The organism is Streptomyces sp. NPDC102467, assembly GCF_044765445.1.
Lineage (GTDB): Bacteria > Actinomycetota > Actinomycetes > Streptomycetales > Streptomycetaceae > Streptomyces.
The window spans coordinates 63,443-84,293 of record NZ_JBIWKA010000024.1 but is presented as its reverse complement, the minus strand read 5'-3'; the positions used below and the strand labels follow the sequence as shown (position 1 = coordinate 84,293).

Here is a 20,851-nt window from a genome sequence, read left to right as displayed (position 1 = left end):
CGCACGACGGCGCAGCTCAAGCGGGTACTGGGAAGGACGTGCCATGACTCGATCCTCTCAAACGATCGAGTCCCTACCGAACCCGGAACGGTTCACAACGGACCCGCATGGGTGAACTCCTCGGCCAAATCCGTGACTTGCAGTCCAAATGGCCCGAGGAAGCCATCCAGCGGATCACAACTGAGAACGCCACCCTCAAGCAGCGCGTCCGCCAGCTCACCACCGACAACCGCACCCTCGACGAGCGACTCAAGGCCGCCCGCTCCAACCTGCGGTTCCAGGACCGGCGCGTCGCCGACCTCGAAGCCCACCTGACCGAACTGGGACCACCAACCTGACCCTGCCCCGCCGAGGCCCGCGGATGTCAGTGCTGCGGCCCATACTCGTGCCGCGGCGCCGCTCGGGTACCGCAGCACGAGGGGAGCAACATGGCTGAGGTTCTGGTTTTCCACCATGGACACGGGCTGACCGCAGGCGTTCGGGAGTTCGCCGAGCAACTGCGACGGGCCGGACACACCGTCCACACCCCAGACCTATACGAGGGGCAGGTATTCGACAGCCTCGAGGAGGGCGCCGGCTACGCCGAGACCGCCGGGTTCGACACGATCACCGCGCGCGGAACCGGCGCCGCGGAGGGGCTGCCTGCCGAGCTCGTCTATGTTGGCTTCTCCCTCGGCGTCCTGCCAGCCCAGAAGCTGGCCCAGACCCGCTCCGGCGCAAAGGGCGCACTGTTGCTCGAGGCATGCGTCCCGGTCTCGGAGTTCGGCGGCCCTTGGCCCCAGGACGTCCCGGTCCAGATCCACGGCATGGACAAAGATCCCTTCTTCGCCGGGGAGGGCGATGTGGACGCCGCCCGCGCGCTCGTCGAGACGGCGACGGATGCCGAGCTGTTCCTCTACCGGGGAGAAAGCCACCTGTTCACCGACAGCAGCCTGCCGTCCTACGACGAACAGGCCGCAAAGCAGGTCAACCATCGCGTGCTCGGCTTCCTCGATCGCATCAAGTAAGGGCATCAAGTAAGGGCATCAACAACTTGCTCTTGTCCGGCTGACGACCGCGCGGCCCGTCCACCGCCCCGGTGGACGGGCCGTCCTGACTGTGACGGCTTCTTCGGGCTCTGGTCCACTTCGTGTGGAGCCGGTCGCCATCGCGTCGCTGGGCAGCGGCAACGCAGATGCGGCGCAGATCAGGCACCTCTGCCAGGACAGCGCAGAGGCGCCCCTGCCCAGCACCACAGAGAGTGGGCCAGAGCCCAAAAGTCATCGCGATTTATCATGTCGAGAGCCAACCAGTGACTCCCGCACTCATCGCGAAACGACTCCCGCTGAGAGGCTCTGGTCCACTTTGTGTGGAGCCCGCAGAAGCTGCGATGCCCGGTCGACAAGCGGCTCAGCACTTCGCAGTTCAGACGCCTTCGTCAGGAGTACGAAGCAGTGCTCCAAGCCGACGCCGCACAAAGCGGACCAGAGCCGCTTGAAGTGAACGAAGCCAGCCGGAAGCGCGGCGAGGAGGGCTGGTATGTCGATCTCGCCCATCAGCAGAGAGACTTGCAGGCAGGGCTGTCCGTCGCTTACGAGGGGTGCGCGCATCGGAGGCCCTGCGCATCACCGCTGCTGGCGTCGGGGCGAGAGTCCGCCCGCGGACGGGTCTGCTCTGCGTCACCGGCCCTGATCCAGCTCGTCCTCCCGGTAGCGGTCGCCACCCGCGGCGGCGGCCCGAGGGATGGACAGGAGATGATGGCCGTCGAGGCGGGTGAGAGACAGGAAGGTTCTTCGTGACGCAGCGGGACAGGGCGGTGCGGCGCATGCTTGCAGGGCTGCTGGCCGAGAGCCACCTGATGGCGTTCGAGGTGCTGCCGTCGCGGGTGGCCGAGCACGCTGCGCCGGCCGGCCTCCATGACGTATCGATCTACCTCGGTGACCTGCAGCGCCGCGTCCTGCGGCGGCTCACCGGCCACGGCCAGGACGCCGCGCAAGACGCGTGCGGAAACGTCACGGAGCTGGCCGTGGAAGGCACCGTGGCCGGCCGCGCCTACCAGTACGGGCGCATTGTGCCCGCCGCCACCCGTGAGGACGGCCGGTACGGGTGGTGGGTGCCGCTGCTGGACGGCACCGAACGCCTCGGCGTGCTGCACATGGCCACCGCCGGGGACGGAGGGGACGTCCGCGAGGACATGCTGGCGCTGGCCTCCCTGGTGGCGATGCTGGTGGTGGGCAGCCGGGACACCAGCGATGCATACGCCCGCCTGGCCCGCAGCCGGCCGATGAACGTCGCGGCCGAGATGCAGTGGACGCTCATACCGCCGCGTACCTATGCCGATGGCCGGGTGGTCATCGCCGCGGCGATGGAACCCGCCTACGAGGTCGGGGGCGACGCCTACGACTACGCCACCGCCGGCGACACCGTCCACCTGTCGATCTTCGACGCCATGGGCCACGACACCGCGGCCGGCCTCACCGCAAACCTCGCCGTGGGCGCCTGCCGCAACCACCGCAGACAGGGCACACCCCTGGAGGACCTCGGTGACGCCGTGGAACAGGTGCTGCTGGAACAATTCGGTCCGTCACGTTACGTCACCGGGATCCTGGCCGACCTGGACACCGCCACCGGCATGCTGACCTGGGTCAACCGCGGCCACCACCCCCCGGTCGTCATCCGCGACGGACGCTGGACCACACTTCTGCGCTGCCCTCCCGCCCACCCCATGGGCACCGATCTGCACCTGCCCACCACCGTCTGCCGCGAGCAGCTCCAGCCCGGCGACCGCCTCGTCCTCTACACCGACGGCATCATCGAAGCCCGCACCCGCGGCGAGGAGTTCGGCCTCACCCGATTCACCGACTTCCTCATCCGCCACCACGCCGACGGCCTCTCCGTCCCCGAAACCCTCCGCCGCCTCACCCGTGCCCACCTGCGCCACCACAACAACCGCCTCCAGGACGACGCCACCATCCTGCTGTGCGAATGGCTCGGCCCCCGAGCGGACAAGACCACGAGCGCCACATCGCTGGCGGGGGTACCCGACACTGCGGCCCACGGCTGAGCACTCTCGGTGGGGACAGCCCGAGCACCACGGCGTTCGAGCCGGAGCAGGAGGGTGAGGCGCCATGCAGGCCAGGCACAGCACTACTGGATGGCGCAGCCCCGCGCTGCGTCACACGGCCGTGATTCGTTCGATGCGGCTGGAGAGGGGCCGTACAGGACTCCCCACATGGGCCGCCGGCCACGTCGGGGCGTGGCTCGGGGCCGGGGATGCACCCGCCTGCCCGGGAAGCCCGGGCCAGCGGGTGCACAGCTGTCGTGCTCTCGCGAGAACGGACGGCCACCGCCTGGCTTCCTAAGCGACCCCTCGCGAGGCAAAGCTGTCACGGCACGCCGTGACAGCTACAGACCCACGTGCGCTTCACACTGTCACCACTATCGGGTGACGTACAGGGCAAAGCGAGAATATTGCCAATATCGGGTCGTCAAGGGCGGGGCCGCAGAGGGGGTCGCGGGGCCGGGGCCGACCGGCGATATCGGTGAGCAGACGCGTGCAGACGTCGCGGAGGTTGACATTGGTCTCCTGCGACAGCCGACGCAGCAGGTCGAATACCCCGATGAACTGCGTGGGCGAGCGGCCCGCGAGGTCCGCGCCACCGGCCGGCCGATCGCGCACGTCGCGAAGGACCTGACCATCCATAAGGCGGCCCTGCGCGGCTGGGTCCCCAAGGCCGAGGTCGACCATGGCCAACATGATGACCGGCTGCCTACCGGCGAGCGCGACGAGCTAAGGCAACTTCCCAAGGAGAACGCCGAATTGAAGCGGGCGAACGAGATCCTCAAAGCCGCCTCGGTGTTTTTTGCCCGGGAGATCAACCGAATATGGCGCCCCCGGACACCCCCCGGCACATTTCCGACACCTGCACCTGCACCTGCACCTGCACCTGTGGCAGGAGTTGGAGTTGGATCACGAGACTCTACGATCTCGGCCCGCACCCACTGCCGCGGGCAGCCTCGACCCCGGGGCCTGAGAGGTGGCCGCCGTCCCGCCCGCAAAGTCCATCGGCCATCGGAACGACTCAGCTTTACCGGCGCCACGGAACGGGGACTTCACTGCCTGCATGACGCTTCCACACTTGCATACGTGTCGAGGGGAGACGGCGCTTCGGTTCGTGCGGTCAGGCGCTGCCCGGCTCGCCGCGATGTTGGTCTTCTTCCGCCCTCCGTGCGGCGGTGACGGCCGACTCGCGCTCGATGGCGCTCTGTTCCCGCTCATCGCGGTCGTCAGCACGGTGCAGCTTGGCTTCACCGCGCGCCACACGACGCTGGCTGGACTTGATCAGCCCCCGGGATCGGGCGAGCATTTCATACGAACGCTGCCGCAGCGACGGAGCCGTCAGTCCCGCCCTCCGGGCGCGCGCATCAACCTGCCCCTCCCGCGTATCAACCTGCCCCTCCCGCGTATCAAGCCGGTCCTCCCGTGTATCAAGCCGGTCTTCCCGCACATCGGCAGCGTCTTCCCGCAGATCGGCGTGCTGCTCCCGCGCATCCGCAGCACTCCCCCGCGCGTCGGCCGCCTGCTCCCGCTTGACCACCGCCTCCTCCCGCGCGGCAGCGGCATCCTGCCGCCGTCCACGCTCGCCCCGCCCAGGCACGCCATCCCCTGCCCGGCTTGAGCGGTTATTTTCCATGCCCCCAGTCTGCCCCTCACAGCCCCGTTCATCGCCCGGCCGGCCCCGGCCCACGTCGGCCCCGGCCTGTTCCCACCAACCGCCCACAACGCCTCGCTCCGCAAAAGCAGCCGGGTGCAACACCGCTACCGGCTTCGTTCTCGCCCCGCCGGCCCACCGTGCCAGGCGCCCACGCCCCGCGACTGCCGATACGCCCAAAACCGGGCGGCCCTCGGGAGGCGCCCCCGGGCCACAGCCGTAACGGCCCCGCGGGCGAGAAACGGCGCTGCGCATCTGCTGGCGGCCCCGCCCCCTGACAGGGCGCCGTTCGCGGGGACCGGTCTCGTCAGCTCCCCCGGCGGTACCGGCCAGTGGGCAGACAGGGGCCTGGCTGGGACTTTGGATGCGCCGTCATGGGGACACGTCGTCGTGGTGGTGGGATGCTGTGAGGCTCCGGTTGCCGCCGCGGACACGACGGCAACCGGGGCACACGGACCCGAGCACATTGGTTCGGGCGTCGGATGCCCTGCCCCTGCTGGCGTCGGGGAGCAGGACCACGGAATTACCCTGCTCACCATCACGCCCGGAGGGCCAGGGCTGGAGCCGCGTAGCCGGCGATGCGGCCCCCCACCGGCCTCATGGCACGGCCCGGGGACTGGGAGCCTGGGGCGCGGGCCTATGCCTGCGCTTCGCTCATGAGCACAGAGCGGATGCACGCGCTGGCGGAAGAAGGTCCCGGGACCCACGTGTTCAGGTTTCTGGCGCTACCGGTGCCAAATACTGACGTCTTGCCCCCTCCGACCCGGGCGCAGCACGTGAGCCGTTCGCGTACAGAGCCAGCCCCGCGTATCGATGGCGGAAGATCGGGAAGATGAACGGCTCGGCAGGCTCCGTGCCCAGACCCCGCACGGGGCCTGTCGGCTGCGCCTGTCTTCAGCTGCGCACGGGGGCACGAGTCCTGGGACACGACGAGCAGGTCGTGGTCAGGTCTCGAGGGGTCTCCCCCGGTTCGGATAGCAGCCAGGGGCCGCCCTGCGTCTGTCAGGCCAGGCTGCCGCGTTCCACGGTGAGGCGGGCTACGTCTCGCAGCTTGATGTTCTTCTCCTGCGAGTAGCGGCGCAAGACGTCGAAGGCCTGGTCTTCGCTGAGGCTGTGGGCGGACATGAGCAGGCCCATCGCTTCGCCGATGAGGCCGCGTGTCTCCACCGCCTGTTCCAGCTGGGCCTGTTGCCGGGCTTCGGCGAAGGCCACGGCGGCGTGGGAGGCCAGCAGCCAGCCGGCCGTCTCACTGTCCTCGGTGAAGGCCCCCGCCAAAGAGGAGTACAGGTTGAGGGCGCCCAGGTCCTGCTCGTGGGTGTAGAGCAGGAACCCCATCATGCTGCCGATCCCCAGCGACCGTGCCTCGGGCGCATAGTGCCGCCACCGCGTCGTCTCCGTCGTCATGTCATGGATACGGAAAACGGGGTGGCCCGTCCTGGCCGCGTCGAAACAGGGGCCCTCACCGAGCCGCTCCTGCAGGTGGTCGCTGTCCAGCACCAGCGGTGAGGTGGCCGCATAGGACCGCGCCCTGCCACCGGCCAGCCGGAGAATCCCGGCCGCCTCGCACCCCGGAACCAGCCGGACCGCCGCCGCACTGATCTCCCCCAGCGTCCCGTCCACCGAATCCTGATCCCGCAGCGTGCGGGCCATCGAGGCCAGCTCCACGGCAAAGTCACGCCAGTCCATATCGCCCTCCGAAAACCCAGGCCAGCGCACCGCCGACACACCAGCCTGTCACGGCGCCCACCTGATCGCCGAGCTTCAGGCCACCACGTCTCCCGCTCCCTTAGTGGTTGGCCCTGTAAGACCTTCGGGGGTGCCGGCTGGTCAAGTTGATGCAGGAGCAGCGAGTTGAGGTCTGCAGCGGTGCTGGTCGTATGCCTGCGTGGGGCGTCTCGGTTGGGTGTTGCCGAGGTCAGCTGTAGGCGGCGAGGAAGGCTCTGATCCCGGCGGCCGCGTAGCGGTCGAGTTCGTTCTGTGTGTGCTGCGGGCTTCCGTGGAACATGGCCTTGTTGACGGGGATCCAGAGCAGTAGGCCGGAGAAGTGGTTGGCGGCCAGGTGGGGGTCGGCGATGCGGAGGAGTCCGTGGTCGGCGAGGCGTTGGAAAGTGGTTGCGAGAGTGGCCAGGACACGTTCGAAACCCTGCTCGTACCAGGCGGCGCCGAGCTGGGGGAACGTGTCGGCGTTGGCAATGATCAGGCGCCGAAGCTGGAGTACCTCGGGCTGAGTGAGGGCGGTCAGGAACTGGCGGGCCAGGCGGGTGAGGTTCTCTTCGAGGGCGTGGGCGTCGGCCGGGATGTCGGCCACCAGGTCGACCATGGCGTCGACTCGGTGGGTGGTGGCAAGGACGATCTCGGCAAACAGCTTCTCCTTGTCGGTGAAGTGCTTGTAGACGGTCTGCTTGGAGACCGCGGCGAGCTTCGCGATGTCGTCCATGCTGGTCCCGGCGTAGCCCTTGGCCATGAACGCCCTGGTCGCCGCATCCATGATCGCCTTGCGCTTGCGCGCCGACCGGCCTTCCTCGCTTGCCGTCATGACCCATCCCCTCACCAGTACTGGACAGTCTAGTTTCTTCGTGGCTACTCTAGCGTCCGACTCCGAACGAGTACCAGACCGTCTAGTTCCATCCAGGGGGGTTAATGACTCAGTCCATCGGCACTCCAGCCACTGCCACCGTCGTATCGCCGACGCGGACCAAGACCCGGGCTCTGCTTGCCGGTGGCATCGCGGCCGGTCCTCCGCTGTTTCTGGGCACCGGCGCGGTCCAGGGACTCACCCAAGACGGCTTCGACGGCACCCGCAACGCGATCAGCCAGCTCAGCCTGGGCGACGTGGGATGGATCCAGGTCGCGAGCTTCCTGCTCACCGGCGCGCTGGCCATCGCCGGCGCCGGAATCCGCCACACGCTGCCCGGCACAGCCGAAGGCCGCTGGGCGCCGCGTCTGATCTCCACATGCTCAGCGCCATGGTGGGCTTCCTCGCCCTGGGCGCGTCCTTTCTGGTGCCGGCCCGCCACTTCGCCGCCCGGCGGCAGCGAGGCTGGGCCCTGGGCTCCCGTCTGGTGCCGCTCGGCGTCCTCGCGGGGTTCGCCGCGTCCTCCGCCACCGTGCCGGCCTTCACGCCCGGAGCCGCTCTCGGCCTACTGTGGCTGACCGCAATCACCGCCCGGCTGGCCACCACGCTCCCGGCCACGCACAACTAGCGGCATCCGCCCAGACGTTGGACACAAAGACGACAAGTATGAACTCTTCGAAGCGAACAGGCAGGACAACACCCATGAGCGCACCAGTGAAGGGCCCCGCCAGCTACTTCCCCTCGATCGAGAAGAAGTACGGCCGCCCGATCGTGGAGTGGAAGGAACTCCTCCGCGCCTCGCCCCTGACCAAGCACATGGAACTCGTCACCTGGCTCAAGACCGAGCATGGAATCGGCCACGGCCACGCCAACGCGCTCGTCGCCCACACCCTCGCCGAAGACAGCGGCAAGTAACCGGGCATCTACGGTGACCGCATAGGTTCGCCGGTTTGATGGTCGCCACGGTTGGACGGCCGGTGACGTCCGATCCTTTCGGTGGAGGTGCGGTGGCTGAGCCTGGGACTTGACCCAAGGCCGGGTAGTTAACGAACTCGCAGGTCACGCAGGGAGTGTTGGGGTCCATGCTGTGGCGGCATAGAGGCCGGGTCCGAGTTTATGGATGAGGCCGGTCTCAGCCCATCTGGAGAGCTGTCGATACATGGTCTCCATGGTGATGTCGCCGATATGCGAGGCGATGTCGCGGGGTCGCCAGAGGCGGTCGGGGTCCTTCTCGAGCAAGGCCAGGATCCGATGCCGGCGGCGCCCGGCGAGGGCAGTGTGCCGGTCGTCGCGGGAGACGGCGGGGAGCTGTGGGTGGGATTGCGCTGGCTCGAGCTCGACGCCGGCCGGGCCGCCCGAACGCAGGACCCGCCCGTTCATGATCGTGTGACGGAGCGCGTAGTAAGCCGTTTCGTGTTCCCACCGCTGGTGGTAGAGACCTGCCAGCAGGGGCGCCGGGTAGCGGCGGGCGTCTGTGAGGGTAGTGACCAGCCGGTAGGAGCTTGTGAAAACGGTCCCGTCCGCGCAGGTCACCATGATGGTCGCGTCGATGACACGGACCTTCCCCGTATCGATCACCGACAGGTACGAGCCGTCGCCCAGGCGCGTCAGGACCGGGGTTCGGCGGTTGGCCCGGAGCCGGCCCAGCACCTGGGCGCCGGTCGCGTTCACGGCGGCGAGGAAGCTGTTGCTGTCGAAGCCCTTGTCCCACAGCACCAGCATGTCCGGCCGCAGCAGGTGCAGGAGCCGGGCGGCGAAGCTGGTCTCACCCTCGGCGGTGGGGCCGAACAGCGCGCCGATCAGCGCCCTCGTCCCGGTTTCGACCGGAGTCATCAACTCCAGCGTGGGACAGCCGTGGTGGGAAGTACGGCCCGGCCAGGCGCGGTTTCGTTCCGTGTCGGGGACCTTCTGCGAACTGCAGCCGTCGAACGACACTGTCCGGTAGGGGCCGAACCGCACTCCTGGGGTCGTCGGACGGGCCAGCGGCCCGGCGAGCACGTCGAACAGCGCCCGCACCGGCGCACAGCCCAGCCTCCGGCGCAGATCACGCAGGGCTTTCGGGGTCGGAGACACCACCGGCCTCCCGGCCAGCCCGGCGGTTACTGGCTTCAGCTCGTCGGGGTGAATCTTTGCGAAGTCCCCGACGGGTGTGGGTGGGCGGCTGTAGCCGTGGTGTGTGAGATATGCGGATGGGGGCGGGCTGACGCCGACGGGACGCTGGCGTCGGGAGACGGTACGGATACAGGCGGCCGAACTGTTCGAGCAGATGATCAACCCGTCGGAAGTTGCACGGCGACTGCGAGTGAGCGTGAAGTCCGCTTATCAGTGGCACCAGTTGTGGCGGGACGGTGGTGGTCAGGCACTGGCATCCCGCGGTCCGAGCGGGCCACGGTGCCGCCTGTCCCCGCGGTCTCTGGAGAAGCTGGCCGGGTATCTGGAGGAGGGGCCGGCCGCGCACGGCTGGGTGGAGGATCAGGTGTGGACCGCGTCGCGGGTGGCCACGCTAATCGCCAGGAAGTTCCACGTCTCCTACAGCGTCTCCGGAGCGACCAGGCTGATGCACCGGCTCGGCTTCAGTCCTCAGGTTCCCGCACGGCGGGTTGCCGAGCGCGACGAGCAGGCCGTCGCCGCGTGGAAGGAAGCGACCTGGGCGGAGGTAAAAGGGGCCCGGGCGGCGTGCGGGGGCTACGTCTGTTTCGAGGACGAAGCTGGCTTCACCCGCAGGCCAGCCCAGCGACGGACCTGGGGCCGACGCGGGGTGACTCCGGTCGTCACCATCAGCGGCCGGCGTTCGGGGCGGCTGTCCGTGGCCGGGCTGATTGCGATGCGGCCGGGTTCCCGGACCCGGCTGTGTCACCGTCTGCGGACCCACCCTGCGGGGAAAGGCACACGTCGCAGCATGAGCGAGCAGGACTTCATCGCGCTGATTGACGGCGTCCATCAGCTGGTCAGGGCGCCGATCGTGCTGGTGTGGGACCGCCTGAACACCCACGTCTCCCGCAGGATGCGGGAACTTGTCGCCGAGCGCGCGTGGCTGAGGATGTTCCTGCTGCCCACCTACTCACCCGACCTCAACCCCTCGAATGGGTATGGGCCCACGTCAAGCGCAGCCTCGCCAACCTAGCCGTTATGGCCCTCGACCACCTCGAAGCACTCGTCCGCAACAGGCTCAAACGCCTCCAGTACCGGCCCCACACCCTCGACGGCTTCATAGCTGGCACCGGCCTGCCCCTCCACGACCCACCATCACCCTGACGAGCTGAAGTCAGTCATCGCATAGGACGGCGCGAAGGGCCGGTCTTTGCTCCCCCCGGCGGGAGTGGGGATTGCCCCGACCGGTAACGTGGCGAACTTCGGGCGGCGTAGGCACCCGGAGTCCCAAAGGTGAATCCCCATGACGATCGACGAGCTGCCCATCGCTTGGAGGCTGTCCTCCGAGGACGTCCAGGCTGGGTGGCGTGCGCTGTGGTGGACCGTGGGACCGGACGGCGAATTCGCCGTGATGCTGGTCCAGCGCCGGTACCTGAGCCGCGACAAGTATCCCCGCGGGTGGGTCGGATGGCATGTCGAGACGCCCTTCGACGGAGAGCTGGTCATCACCTCAGGACAGGAGCAGCGGCGCATACCGGTCGAAGGGATCGACATGTGGCCCAGCCATCTGGCCCTGCTCCCCGGGTCCCGGTTCCTGCTGGCGTCGAGCCGTACCAACCGGGACGCGGCGGGAGACTGGCGGGCGAATGCCGTCGTGTACTCCCCCGAGGGTCGACAAGAGGGCGCCTTCTGTCTCGGTGACGACATTCCGGCCCTGGTCACCGACCGCAGCGGGGGGATCTGGACCGCCTACGGCGACGAAGGTATTTACGGCGGCCACCCGGAGTCCGCGGCCGGCCTGGCGGGCTGGAACAGTCGGGGTGTCGCGACGTGGGCGCCGAAGGGGAGACTCCCCGACTGGCCGCTGGAGGGTTGCACGGCCGCCACGGAAGGCGAGTCGGTGTGGCTGGTCTGGTACAGCCCCAAAGGAACTTTCCTCACCCGGATCACACCCTCCACCGGCGAAGTCGCGAGCTGTCGCAGCCCGGTGAAGGCCCCGGACGGATTCGCCGTGCACGGCACGCGGGTGGTCCTGACCAGCCGCGACCACTACAAGCGCAGGACCACCGTGACCCGCGCGGAACTGGCCGGCGACGTGTGTGTCGCCACCAGCCAGGAGCAGGTGCGGGTGCCTGGGCGGGTAGTGATGCATTGCGGCCAGGGCCGCGACGGCACCCTGTTTCTCCGCGCCGGTCGCACCTGGGTGCGCATCGAAGCCTGAGATCCGCGGCTGCCAGACCCGCGGCAGGGAGCTCGTGAAGGTTCGCCGGTAGACCGCCGGGGAGGCGCCTATCACCGCCGAGAGGTGCTGGCGCAGGGAGACGGCCGCGCCGAAGCCCGCCTGAGCCGCGACGTCCTCGACGGATTCCTCGCGGGAACCGCCCTCTCCCTCGACCTCCCCCCACCGTCACCCTGAAGCGCCGACGTCAGTAATTTATCCCAGACCAGCCGATAGCCGACTTCGGGAAAGAGGCACATCGCGAGCAGGAAGTAGACACCGCCGCGCGAAGGAAGAATACGCAGGCGCTTCTGCACGCTCCGGGTCTCCGACAAGACCGCGTCGATGAGCTCGAACGGCACGACGGCCGTCAGCTCGCCCAGATGGTCGGGCGCGAACCTTCCCGCGGCCACAGTGACCATACGGGTGACGGTCACCACCGGGGCGGACAGGACATCATGAAACGGCAACGGAGCTCCTCGGGAACAGGCTGTCTTGGTCGACTGCCTGTACCAACGGGCTCCGTTGCTTTTACGTCGGAAATCCTCCAACGAACTTGCTTGACCTGCGAGTTCGTTAACTACCCGGCCTTGGGTCAAGATCCGTGGCCGAACTCGCCCTGATCTGGCGCACCGGCCCCGCCCTGAGCGAGGCCTCCTAATCGGGCCCGCGGCGGATGGTCGGCGGCGGTGAACACCGCCATGATCGGGAACGAACCACTCCGTAGATCAGCGCGCCACAGGGCATACGCGTACTGGAGGCCGGGTTCTGCTGGTGTCAGCCGAACTGCTCAACCGCGCTGTGCAGCGGCGTCGGTCACCAGCTGCCACATCTCATAGTTCCCGCATTCTGCCGTGATCTCAGCCGTCGCCTGAGCCGCGGCGAAGAAGTCGTCGGCCAGCGGCGAGGTGCGCGACGCTGCCATCGCGACGAATACCTGGTCGGGCGCCAGGTCCAGGACGGGCACGTACCTGATGTCCGGCCGTGAGTAGAACACGGTCTCCGAGCGCCCCACGAACGAGATGCCACGGCCGGCCGCGACGTGCTCGAGCTTCTCCTCCACCCCGCGCACCCGGAGCCCGGAGTCGGGGAGCGGACGCCTCGTGGGCTGCGTACTCGGGTCGGCATGCCAGATCAGCGGTTCACCGGCCAGGTCCGCCTCGGTGACCTCCTCCTTGCCCGCCAGCGGGTGGCCCGCGGGCAGCGCCACCATGAGCGGCTCGGTATAGAGAGGGGTCAGGCGCAGGCCGGTCTCGTCGACAGGCAGCCGCACAAAACCGACGTCGACGCGGCCGTCGAGCAGCATAGGGACCTGGTCGTCCCATTCCATGCGCTGCACGTCCACGACCACGTCCGGATGGCGGCCACCGAACTCTCGCGCCGCGGGGATGACCGGGATCCCAGCCCGAAAACCGACCACCAGCCGCTGGCCGCCACGGGCAGCCGCGGTCACCCGGCGCCTGACCGCTTGCGCGGAGGCGAGCAACGGACCGGCGTCGTCCAGGAGTTGTCGGCCCGCGTCCGTCAGCGTGACGCCGTGGCTGTCCCGGGTGAACAGGGGGGCGCCGAGGTCCTGTTCCAGCGCGCGGATCTGCCGGCTGAGCGCCGGCTGCGCGATGTGCAGGTCCTCGGCGGCGCGGCCGAAGTGCAGCCTGTCGGCGACGGCGATGAAGTAGCGCAACTTGCGGAGATCCAGATCCATGGGGCCCCTCCCGGTCCGGCAATGCCTTGAGGTTATCACCACGGTCGAAACGGGTCTTGGACACCAGCTCAGGCCAATGGCATCGTTCATGGGGCCGAGAGAATTCGGTACAAGAATTCGGGATCGGTAATTGCTACTCATCAATTCAATGGAGTGATCGTGGGAAAGCTCGATGGCAAGGTAGCGGTAATTACCGGTGGATCCACCGGATTGGCACTGGCCGGGGCCAAGCTTTTCGTCGAGGAAGGAGCGCATGTCTTCATCCAGGCCCGTCGGCAGGAAGCACTGGACGAGGCCGTCGAACTGATCGGCCGCAACGTCACCGCCGTCCAGGGTGACGCGTCCGACCTGGACGACCTGGACCGCTTGTACGACACCGTCAAGCGGGAGAAGGGCTCGATCGACGTGCTGTGGGCCAGTGCCGGGATGGGCGAGCCCGCCATGCTCGGCGAGATCACCGAGGAACAGTTCCACCGCTCCTTCTCGCTCAACGCCCGCGGCACCCTGTTCACCGTGCAGAAGGCACTGCCGCTGATCAACGACCACGGCTCGATCGTGATGACCGGATCCAACGCCTCCCTCGGCGCCTTCCCCGGCTGGAGCCTCTACGCGGGAAGCAAGGCGGTCCAGCAGGCCTTTGCCCGTGTCTGGCTCAACGAGCTCCGCGACCGCAAGATCCGGGTGAACGTCCTGACCCCCGGCCAGGTCGGCACGGCCAAGCAGGAAGAGCTGTTCGACGAGGCGACCAGGACTGCCTTCGAGTCCCTGATCCCCCGCGGAAAGATGGGCCGCCCCGAGGAGATCGCCACGATCGCCCTGTTCCTGGCCTCCGACGACTCCAGCTACGTCAACGGTCTGGAGCTGGTCGCCGACGGCGGCACCACCGCTATCTGAACCACGCACGAACGAGACCGGACCACGCACGAACGCGACAGAGCGGCGCCTGGAGAACAGGCGCCCCCGAGAACAGGAAGAGAGCACAGCTCATGAGCAGCATCACCTTCATCGGTGCGGGGAACATGGCCCGCACGATCGGCGCGCTCGCGGTAGCGGGCGGTAACACCGTCGAGATCATGGCACGCGATCAGTCCAAGGCCGAGGGCCTGGCCAAGACTCTGGGCGGCGGCACGACGACGGGTGAGTGGGGCGCCGTCCCGGCCGGGGACATCGTCATCACGGCCATGTTGTACGACGGGGTCGTTCCGGCCGTCGCCCAGTACGGGGACGCCCTCGCGGGCAAGACCATCGTCGATATCAGCAACCCCTTCAACACCACGGGCGATGGCCTGGCCCACAGCGAGGAGACCTCGATCGCGCAGGAAGTCGCCAAGGTGGCCCCGGCCGATGCCAACGTGTTCAAGGCCTTCAACACCGTCTTCCGTGGCGTTCTGGAGAACGGCCGGCCCGACGTCTTCTTCGCCGGTGACGACCCGCAGGCCAAGGCGGACGTCGCGGCATTCATCGAGAGCCTCGGACTGCGCCCGCTGGACGTCGGCGGCCTGAAGATGGCGCACTGGCTCGAAGGAGCGGGCGTGCTCACGGTAGGCCTCGCCGGCAACGGGATCGGCCACGGGAACTTCGCCCTGGGCGTCAACGAGTTTACGGACTGACCCCCCGGGACTGGCTCACCAAGCAGTCGGCAAATAGGGCGCCGTGCGCTCTGGCTAATTGGTGGAACCACCGACTCGTCGATGTCAGATTTCAGAAGTCAGATGTCAGATGTCAATAGTGGCGAAAGAGTTCGCCCGAGGAGGCGCAACGCAATGCAGCTCGGTTTCGTGATTCCCCTTGTCGGGCCCGCGGTCAGCGACGCCCCCGCCCTGAGCGCTTTCGCCCGCGGACTCGAGGACCTCGGCTACGACACCCTGTGGGTCGGCGATCGCCTGGTCACGCCGGTTGATCTGGGCAACGGCTATCTGGACCGGGGGCCACAGATGGCCCGCTCCTTCGATCCGATGCTGCTGTTGACCGTCGCTGCGGCGGCGACCGACCGGGTGCGCCTGAACACCAGCACGCTCAGCACGTTCTACTACGAGCCGCCGCACCTGGCCCGGCAGTTGACCACGCTCGACGTGCTCAGCGGCGGCCGCCTCGGCGTGGGTGTGGGTGTGGGGTGGATGAAGCAGGAGTACGACGTCGCCCGCAGCGCGGACTGGAGCCGGCGCGGCAAGATGCTCGATGACATGCTGGCGTTCCTGCGGGCGTGGTGGACTACCAGTCCCGTGTCCTGGGACAGCGAGTTCTTCACCATGCCACCGGTCCACGCCGGCCTCCGTCCGGTCCAGGCGGGCGGGCCGCCCATCTGGATCGGTGGTGACAGTGAGGCCGCGATGCGCCGGGTCGGCCGCAGCGGGGTCGGCTGGCTCGGGGTCGAAGGGCCGGCGCCCGCCGCGTCGGTCAGTAGTCAGGACGAGGGCGCAGGCCGCTTGTGGTCGATCGCGCGTCGAGCGGCGGAGGAGGCCGGCCGCGATCCCGACGCACTCAAGACGGCCATGCGGATCAACCTCGAGCCGGGCACGTCCGTCGACTCGGTCGCGGACCAACTGAAGCGGTACGCCGAATCCGGTGTCGATGAGGCGTACTTCGATGCCTTCACGATGTTCGCCGGCCTTGACCAGCTGCTCGACTTCGCCGGCCAGGTGATCGAGCGTACCGGCCGGCTGTGACCACCGAAGCAACGACGGGCGAAAAAACGACGGGCGGGCAAACCGTTCGATTCGGACCAGAGGAAGAGAGTCTCACCATGAGCAGCATCAGTTTCATCGGTCTGGGGGGCATGACCCACGCCATCGCCTCACGTGCGGTAGCGGGCGGTAGCTCCGTCGAGCTGATCGGCCGCGACGCCGCCAAGGCCAAGGGCCTGGCCGCCGAGCTCGGCGCCGGGGCCACGGTGGGGACCTTCGGCGCCGTCCCTGTGGGCGACATCGTTGTCCTCGCTGTGCCCTACACCAGCGCCGTGCCGGTCGTCGCCCAGTACGGGGATGCCTTGGCCGGCAAGGTCATCATCGACATCTCCAACACGTTCGACGCCGACGCCACCGGAGTGGTCACTCCCGAGGGCACGTCCGGTGCGCAGGAGATCGCCAAGGCGGCCCCGGCGAGCGCGCACGTCGTGAAGGCGTTCAACACAGTGTTCGGCCATGTCCTGGTCCAGGAGCGTCCGTTGGACGTGCTCTTCGCCGGAGATGACGCACAGGCCAAGGTCGCCGTGTCGGCGTTCATCGCGAGCCTCGGACTGCGTCCCCTCGACGTCGGCGGCCTGGAGATGGCCCGCTGGCTGGAAGGGATCGGGCCGCTGCTGATGGGCCTGGCCCGGAACGGCGCGGGGACCTTCGACGTCGCCCTCGGCGTCGACCTCCGCGGCTGAGCACACCCGCACCACCACTTCGCGCACCACATCACTGAAAAGGAGCAGTACCTTGCGTGTCTTCGTCACTGGCGGGACCGGCCATTCCGGTTCGTACATCATCCCCGAACTCATCGCCGCAGGACACGAGGTCACCGGCCTCGTCCGGTCGGACACGGCCGCCGCGGCACTGTCCGCGCTCGGCGCGAAGATACGCCGCGGCGACCTCCAGGACCTCGACGGGCTCAAGGAGGCGGCCGCGGACTCCGACGGCGTCATCCACGTCGCGCACCGGCAGGACCTGCTTCCGTCCGGCGGGATGGCCGCGGTGGCCGCCGCGGAGCTCCCGGTCATGCTCGCGTACGGCGAGGCCCTCGCGGGGACCGGTAAGCCGCTGGTCGCGGCGGGGAGCATCGGCTCGCCCGGGACCGGGACGTACCTGGGCCGGCCGGGTACCGAGGAAGACCCGGCCCTGCCCGTCGGCGACGAGCACAAGGGCACCCTGCGGGCCCGTAATGTCGTGGAGTCCGCCGTCATCGGACTTGCCGAGCAGAAGGTACGGTCCTCGGTCGTGCGGATCGCCAACATCATGCACAGCACGACCGATCGTGGCTTTCTCCCCATGCTGATCGCGCTCGCGAAGGAGAAGGGCTTCGCCGGCTACCCCGGAGACGGCGCGAACCGGTGGAACGCCGTGCACGCCCGCGATGCCGCCTCCCTGTTCCGTCTGGCGCTGGAGAAGGGCCCGGCCGGCAGCTACTGGCACGCGGTCGAGGACGGGGGCATCCCGTTCCGCGAGATCGCCGAGGCCATCGGCAGCCGCCTGGGCCTGCCCGCCGTGAGCGTTCCCCTGGACGAGTTGATCCTGCCGGCACATTTCGGGTTCCTTACGAACGTCGTCACGCAGAGCTACCCGACGTCCAACCTCATCACCCGCCGGACCCTCGGCTGGGAGCCGGCTCAACCCCGGCTCCTCGCCGATCTGGACAACGGCCACTACTTCCCCGCCGGCTGACAGCAGGGGGCCCGGGTCGCGACGAGTCCGACGCATGGCAAGGACGAGGCTCTTACGACGAGGCTCGTACAAAGACAAGGCTCTTCTGGAAGGACGCCGAGAACATGACGACTGTGGGATTCATCGGAAGCGGATCCATCGGCAGCACCATCGCGCGGCTCGCCGTCAAGGCCGGACATCAGGTCGTGCTCAGCAACTCGCGCGGTCCCGGGACGCTCACGGACACGGTCGCGAGACTGGGTCCGGGGGCCTCCGCGGCGACGAGCGAGGAAGCCGCGACGGCCGGTGACATCGTCGTGGTCACGGTGCCGGTCACGGCCTTCCCCGACCTTCCCGCCGCACCACTGGTGGGAAAGACGGTCATCGACACGTGCAACTACGGCCCCGAGCGTGACGGGCACATCCCCGAGCTCGACAGTGGGTCGCTCACCTCGAGCGAACTGCTGCTGCGCTACGTCCCGGACGCCGGACTCGTGAAGGCGTTCAACACCATCTACTTCAAGCACCTGCTGTCACTCGCCCGCCCGGCGGGGGCGGCCGACCGGTCGTACCTGCCGATCGCCGCGGACTCGGCGCCGGCGAAGGCGGCGGTCACCGACTTCATCGACTCCATCGGGTACGGCGTGGTGGACGCAGGACCGCTGGCTGACAGTTGGCGGCAGGCGACGGGCACACCGGTGTGGGGCAGCCCTTATGGGCCGTACTCGAACGAGAAGGGCCGGCCCGCCGGCGACGACGTCATCCGCGCGGCACTGGCCACCGCCACGCGGTGACCGCAGGTCTGCGCGGGCCGGCGACGGCGTCGACCAGGTCCAGGCGCTGTCGCACGCTCACGTGCTCACGTGAGCACGTGAGCACGTGAGCACGACCAGGAGAGGCACATGACCGACCACCCGCCGCTGATCGCTGTGACCGATGCGGAACTCGAAGACCTGCGCGCGCGGCTGCGCGCCACCCGGTGGCCCACCCGGTGGCCCGTCGATGGCTGGGAAGCGGGCGCCGACACCACTGAGGTGCGCCGTCTGGCGGAGTACTGGACCACAGGCTATGACTGGCGCACCCACGAGGCGCGGATCAACGCCCTGCCGCACCACACGGCCGTCATCGGCGGCACGCCCGTTCATTACCTCCGGTACGACGGCGAGCAACCGGGCGCCCTGCCGATCGTGCTGACCCACGGCTGGCCCAGCACCTTCCTGGAGCTCACCGACCTCGCCCAGCGTCTCGCGGAGCCGTCGAAGCACGGCGGCGACGCGTCCGACGCGTTCACGGTCGTCGTCCCCTCGCTGCCCGGCTACGCGTTCTCGCCGCAACGCCCGGACCTCCCGCCGATGCTCCAGACCCACCAGATCTGGCACCGGCTCATGCGGGACGAGCTCGGCTTCGACCGGTACGCCGCCCACGGCGGGGACCTGGGCGCGGGGATCACCTCGCGTCTGGGTGAGGCCTACCCGGAGTCGCTGGCCGGCATCCACCTGCTCGCCGTCGCCGCGCCCCAGGAGTACGACGCCGCCGGCCTCACCCTGGACGAACAGGCCTACCTCGACCAGGTCGCCAACTGGAGCGCGAAGGAGGGCGGTTACCAGCACCAGCAGAACACCCGGCCCCTCACCCTGGCCCACGCGCTGTCCGACTCTCCGACCGGCCTGCTGGCCTGGGTCGTGGAGAAGTACCGCGCCTGGAGCGACTCGGTCGGCAACCTGTCGTCCCGGTTCACCGACGACTTCGTCCTCACCCAGGCGTCCCTGTACTGGTTCACCGGCACGATCTCGACATCGTTCCGGCCCTACTACGAGTACGCCCGCGGCCTGACCCGGCGCGTCGAGAAGGTCGAAGTACCCACCGCCGTCGCCGTCTTCCCCGCCGACCTCACCCGGCCCCCGCGCTCCTGGGCCGAACCCACTAACCACATCACCCGGTACACGTCGATGCCGCGCGGCGGACACTTCGCCGCCCACGAAGAGCCCGGACTGCTCGCCGACGACATCACCGAGTTCTTCCGCCAACTGCGCTGACACCGACCCGGCAGCGGTCCAGGCCCAGGTCGGCCACCCCTCAGGTCACCAGACCGCTGCGGTAGGCGTGGACCACCGCCTGCACACGGTCCCGCAGGCCGAGCCTGGTCAGGATGCGCGACACGTAGGTCTTGACGGTCTCCGGGCTGATCACCAGCGTTGCGGCGATCTCACCGTTCGACAGGCCGTTGGCGATCAGGCCCAGCACCTCGAGCTCGCGCGGCGTCAGCCCGGCGTCGGCAGCCGCGCTCTCGGCGGACGGGGACCACGTGACCACGCCGGTAGGCCAGCCACATGAGCATGCCGGTGGCCAGCACGCCGAACACCACCGCGAAGACACTGCCCTCCGGTCCGAAGTCGCCGCCCGTGACCGGCGCTGGACCCGACACCGTCGCGTCCGGCAGGCCCTGCGGGGTGTTGCTGCCGGACACCTCGGTGCTGAAGATGGCGCTCGCGGCGATGTTCCAGCCGAAGTGCAGACCGATCGGCACCCACAGCTTTCGGGTGGCGATGTACGCGGCAGTCAGCATCCCGCCTGCCTCAATGGCGATGGCGATGGCACCCCACAGGGTGGCGTTGACGTTGAGCAGGTGGATCAGCCCGAAGAGCGTGCCGGTCAGGACGAGAGCGATCCAGGTTCCGGTCCCTCGTTCGATGTGCCGGAACAGGACGCCGCGGAAGACCAGTTCCTCGGTCACGGCGGCACCCGCCATGATCCCGAGCAGGCCGACGGCGCTCGACGGCGTGCCCAGGCCGTTGACCGTGTAGTCACCGAAGAAGGCGATGTTCGCGATGACTGCCCCGAACAGCGCGATGCCGAGCAGCGTGCCCCGGCTGATTCCGGCACCTGCTCCCTTCAGCGACACCTCGAAGGACGCACGCTGCTCGGTTCGCCGCACCACCCAGCCGTAGACCAAGACCGCGACGACGGCCGTCAGCAGGCCGGCGACGAGCGCCAGCGCGGGGGTGTCCTTCACCGCAGCCATGCCCGGATTGCCGAGGATCCAGACCGCCACAACCACCAAGAATTGCCATATCAGACGCATGATGGCTCCTTCGTGAGAAGCCGTGGCGGGAGCGCCGCAGGCCACCCCGAACGCTATGGATCCGCCCGCCCGAAGTCGTCACCGCACGGTGGACACTCGCAGGTAGCTCGCACGGGGGACAGGCCGGGGCCCTCTAGGTGGCGGCTGGCTCG

General features: G+C 68.6%; 23 protein-coding genes and 2 pseudogenes. 16 read left to right on the top strand and 9 right to left on the bottom strand.

What is annotated here, in order from left to right; genetic code table 11:
• Positions 1-107: 107 nt before the first annotated feature.
• The 3 genes from ACIREE_RS37890 (at position 108) to ACIREE_RS37880 (ending at position 3,043) form a co-directional block, all read left to right on the top strand.
• Entirely contained in the window at positions 108-338 is a 231-nt protein-coding gene (locus ACIREE_RS37890) for a hypothetical protein (RefSeq protein ID WP_404163013.1), read from the top strand.
• 90 nt (positions 339-428) lie between these two features.
• A complete protein-coding gene (locus ACIREE_RS37885) occupies positions 429-1,007 on the top strand; it encodes a dienelactone hydrolase family protein (RefSeq protein WP_404163010.1) in 579 nt (192 codons plus the stop codon).
• A 797-nt stretch (positions 1,008-1,804) separates the two neighbouring features.
• Positions 1,805-3,043 carry a PP2C family protein-serine/threonine phosphatase gene (locus ACIREE_RS37880; RefSeq protein WP_404163043.1) on the top strand — a complete coding sequence of 413 codons (1,239 nt, stop codon included), beginning with the start codon at positions 1,805-1,807 and terminating at the stop codon, positions 3,041-3,043.
• A 360-nt stretch (positions 3,044-3,403) separates the two neighbouring features.
• Here the strand turns inward: ACIREE_RS37880 and ACIREE_RS37875 are convergent, their stop codons facing one another.
• Complete coding sequence (locus tag ACIREE_RS37875; RefSeq protein ID WP_404163053.1) at positions 3,404-3,727, bottom strand: ANTAR domain-containing protein; 324 nt, start codon at positions 3,725-3,727, stop codon at positions 3,404-3,406.
• Between ACIREE_RS37875 and ACIREE_RS37870 the strand changes: the two genes are divergently transcribed.
• The gene (locus tag ACIREE_RS37870; RefSeq protein ID WP_404163040.1) at positions 3,650-4,219 is read left to right on the top strand and encodes a transposase; all 570 of its coding nucleotides are present in this window, start codon (positions 3,650-3,652) and stop codon (positions 4,217-4,219) included. The two genes, ACIREE_RS37875 and ACIREE_RS37870, sit on opposite strands and share 78 nt — an antisense overlap.
• Here the strand turns inward: ACIREE_RS37870 and ACIREE_RS37865 are convergent.
• The 3 genes from ACIREE_RS37865 to ACIREE_RS37855 all read right to left on the bottom strand — a co-directional run bounded on the left by ACIREE_RS37865 (position 4,161) and on the right by ACIREE_RS37855 (position 7,227).
• Positions 4,161-4,673: a hypothetical protein gene (locus ACIREE_RS37865; RefSeq protein ID WP_404163007.1), complete on the bottom strand. Its 513-nt coding sequence runs from the start codon at positions 4,671-4,673 to the stop codon at positions 4,161-4,163. The genes ACIREE_RS37870 and ACIREE_RS37865 overlap by 59 nt on opposite strands.
• A gap of 1,020 nt (positions 4,674-5,693) precedes the next feature.
• A complete protein-coding gene (locus tag ACIREE_RS37860; RefSeq protein ID WP_404163004.1) occupies positions 5,694-6,377 on the bottom strand; it encodes a GAF and ANTAR domain-containing protein in 684 nt (227 codons plus the stop codon).
• Between the two features lie 229 nt (positions 6,378-6,606).
• A complete protein-coding gene (locus ACIREE_RS37855) occupies positions 6,607-7,227 on the bottom strand; it encodes a TetR/AcrR family transcriptional regulator (RefSeq protein ID WP_404163000.1) in 621 nt (206 codons plus the stop codon).
• A gap of 104 nt (positions 7,228-7,331) precedes the next feature.
• Between ACIREE_RS37855 and ACIREE_RS37850 the strand changes: the two are divergent.
• The 3 genes and pseudogenes from ACIREE_RS37850 to ACIREE_RS37840 form a co-directional block, all read left to right on the top strand.
• Positions 7,332-7,580, top strand: a pseudogene (locus ACIREE_RS37850) (DUF998 domain-containing protein); the annotation flags it as partial.
• Between the two features lie 65 nt (positions 7,581-7,645).
• Positions 7,646-7,894: a hypothetical protein gene (locus ACIREE_RS37845; RefSeq protein WP_404163050.1), complete on the top strand. Its 249-nt coding sequence runs from the start codon at positions 7,646-7,648 to the stop codon at positions 7,892-7,894.
• Between the two features lie 74 nt (positions 7,895-7,968).
• Positions 7,969-8,181 (top strand): DUF4287 domain-containing protein, encoded by a 213-nt coding sequence (locus ACIREE_RS37840; RefSeq protein WP_404162997.1) that lies wholly within the window; start codon positions 7,969-7,971, stop codon positions 8,179-8,181.
• Positions 8,182-8,325: 144 nt separating this feature from the next.
• Here ACIREE_RS37840 and ACIREE_RS37835 read toward each other — a convergent pair whose 3' ends face one another.
• Positions 8,326-9,201, bottom strand: a complete 876-nt coding sequence (locus ACIREE_RS37835; RefSeq protein WP_404163037.1) for a transposase — start codon at positions 9,199-9,201, stop codon at positions 8,326-8,328.
• A 241-nt stretch (positions 9,202-9,442) separates the two neighbouring features.
• Here ACIREE_RS37835 and ACIREE_RS37830 point away from each other — a divergent pair, with 241 nt between their 5' ends.
• On the top strand, positions 9,443-10,390 hold the full coding sequence (locus tag ACIREE_RS37830; protein ID WP_404162994.1) for an IS630 family transposase: 948 nt from the start codon (positions 9,443-9,445) through the stop codon (positions 10,388-10,390).
• A gap of 270 nt (positions 10,391-10,660) precedes the next feature.
• Positions 10,661-11,578, top strand: coding sequence for a hypothetical protein (locus ACIREE_RS37825; RefSeq protein ID WP_404162991.1), 918 nt, complete (start codon positions 10,661-10,663; stop codon positions 11,576-11,578).
• A 71-nt stretch (positions 11,579-11,649) separates the two neighbouring features.
• Here ACIREE_RS37825 and ACIREE_RS37820 read toward each other — a convergent pair whose 3' ends face one another.
• A complete protein-coding gene (locus ACIREE_RS37820) occupies positions 11,650-12,045 on the bottom strand; it encodes a transposase domain-containing protein (RefSeq protein ID WP_404162988.1) in 396 nt (131 codons plus the stop codon).
• 320 nt (positions 12,046-12,365) lie between these two features.
• Positions 12,366-13,277: a LysR substrate-binding domain-containing protein gene (locus ACIREE_RS37815; protein ID WP_404162985.1), complete on the bottom strand. Its 912-nt coding sequence runs from the start codon at positions 13,275-13,277 to the stop codon at positions 12,366-12,368.
• Between the two features lie 159 nt (positions 13,278-13,436).
• Between ACIREE_RS37815 and ACIREE_RS37810 the strand changes: the two genes are divergently transcribed.
• The 7 genes from ACIREE_RS37810 to ACIREE_RS37780 all read left to right on the top strand — a co-directional run bounded on the left by ACIREE_RS37810 (position 13,437) and on the right by ACIREE_RS37780 (position 19,653).
• Positions 13,437-14,171, top strand: coding sequence for an SDR family oxidoreductase (locus ACIREE_RS37810; RefSeq protein ID WP_359543626.1), 735 nt, complete (start codon positions 13,437-13,439; stop codon positions 14,169-14,171).
• A gap of 92 nt (positions 14,172-14,263) precedes the next feature.
• On the top strand, positions 14,264-14,887 hold the full coding sequence (locus tag ACIREE_RS37805) for an NADPH-dependent F420 reductase (protein ID WP_404162982.1): 624 nt from the start codon (positions 14,264-14,266) through the stop codon (positions 14,885-14,887).
• 153 nt (positions 14,888-15,040) lie between these two features.
• Positions 15,041-15,943, top strand: a complete 903-nt coding sequence (locus ACIREE_RS37800; protein WP_404162979.1) for a TIGR03619 family F420-dependent LLM class oxidoreductase — start codon at positions 15,041-15,043, stop codon at positions 15,941-15,943.
• Between the two features lie 77 nt (positions 15,944-16,020).
• Positions 16,021-16,644, top strand: a complete 624-nt coding sequence (locus ACIREE_RS37795) for an NADPH-dependent F420 reductase (RefSeq protein ID WP_404162976.1) — start codon at positions 16,021-16,023, stop codon at positions 16,642-16,644.
• A 52-nt stretch (positions 16,645-16,696) separates the two neighbouring features.
• On the top strand, positions 16,697-17,638 hold the full coding sequence (locus ACIREE_RS37790; protein ID WP_404162973.1) for an SDR family oxidoreductase: 942 nt from the start codon (positions 16,697-16,699) through the stop codon (positions 17,636-17,638).
• Positions 17,572-18,411 (top strand): NADPH-dependent F420 reductase, encoded by an 840-nt coding sequence (locus tag ACIREE_RS37785; RefSeq protein ID WP_404163034.1) that lies wholly within the window; start codon positions 17,572-17,574, stop codon positions 18,409-18,411. The genes ACIREE_RS37790 and ACIREE_RS37785 overlap by 67 nt, the downstream gene beginning before the upstream one ends.
• Positions 18,412-18,519: 108 nt before the next feature.
• On the top strand, positions 18,520-19,653 hold the full coding sequence (locus ACIREE_RS37780; protein WP_404162970.1) for an epoxide hydrolase family protein: 1,134 nt from the start codon (positions 18,520-18,522) through the stop codon (positions 19,651-19,653).
• A 40-nt stretch (positions 19,654-19,693) separates the two neighbouring features.
• On the opposite strand, the pseudogene ACIREE_RS37775 reads toward ACIREE_RS37780, so the two are convergent.
• Both ACIREE_RS37775 and ACIREE_RS37770 read right to left on the bottom strand, forming a co-directional pair.
• Positions 19,694-19,891 (bottom strand): annotated as a pseudogene (locus tag ACIREE_RS37775) (response regulator transcription factor); the annotation flags it as partial.
• The gene (locus tag ACIREE_RS37770; RefSeq protein ID WP_404163031.1) at positions 19,824-20,699 is read right to left on the bottom strand and encodes a lysostaphin resistance A-like protein; all 876 of its coding nucleotides are present in this window, start codon (positions 20,697-20,699) and stop codon (positions 19,824-19,826) included. The pseudogene ACIREE_RS37775 and the gene ACIREE_RS37770, both read right to left, overlap by 68 nt.
• Positions 20,700-20,851 lie beyond the last annotated feature (152 nt).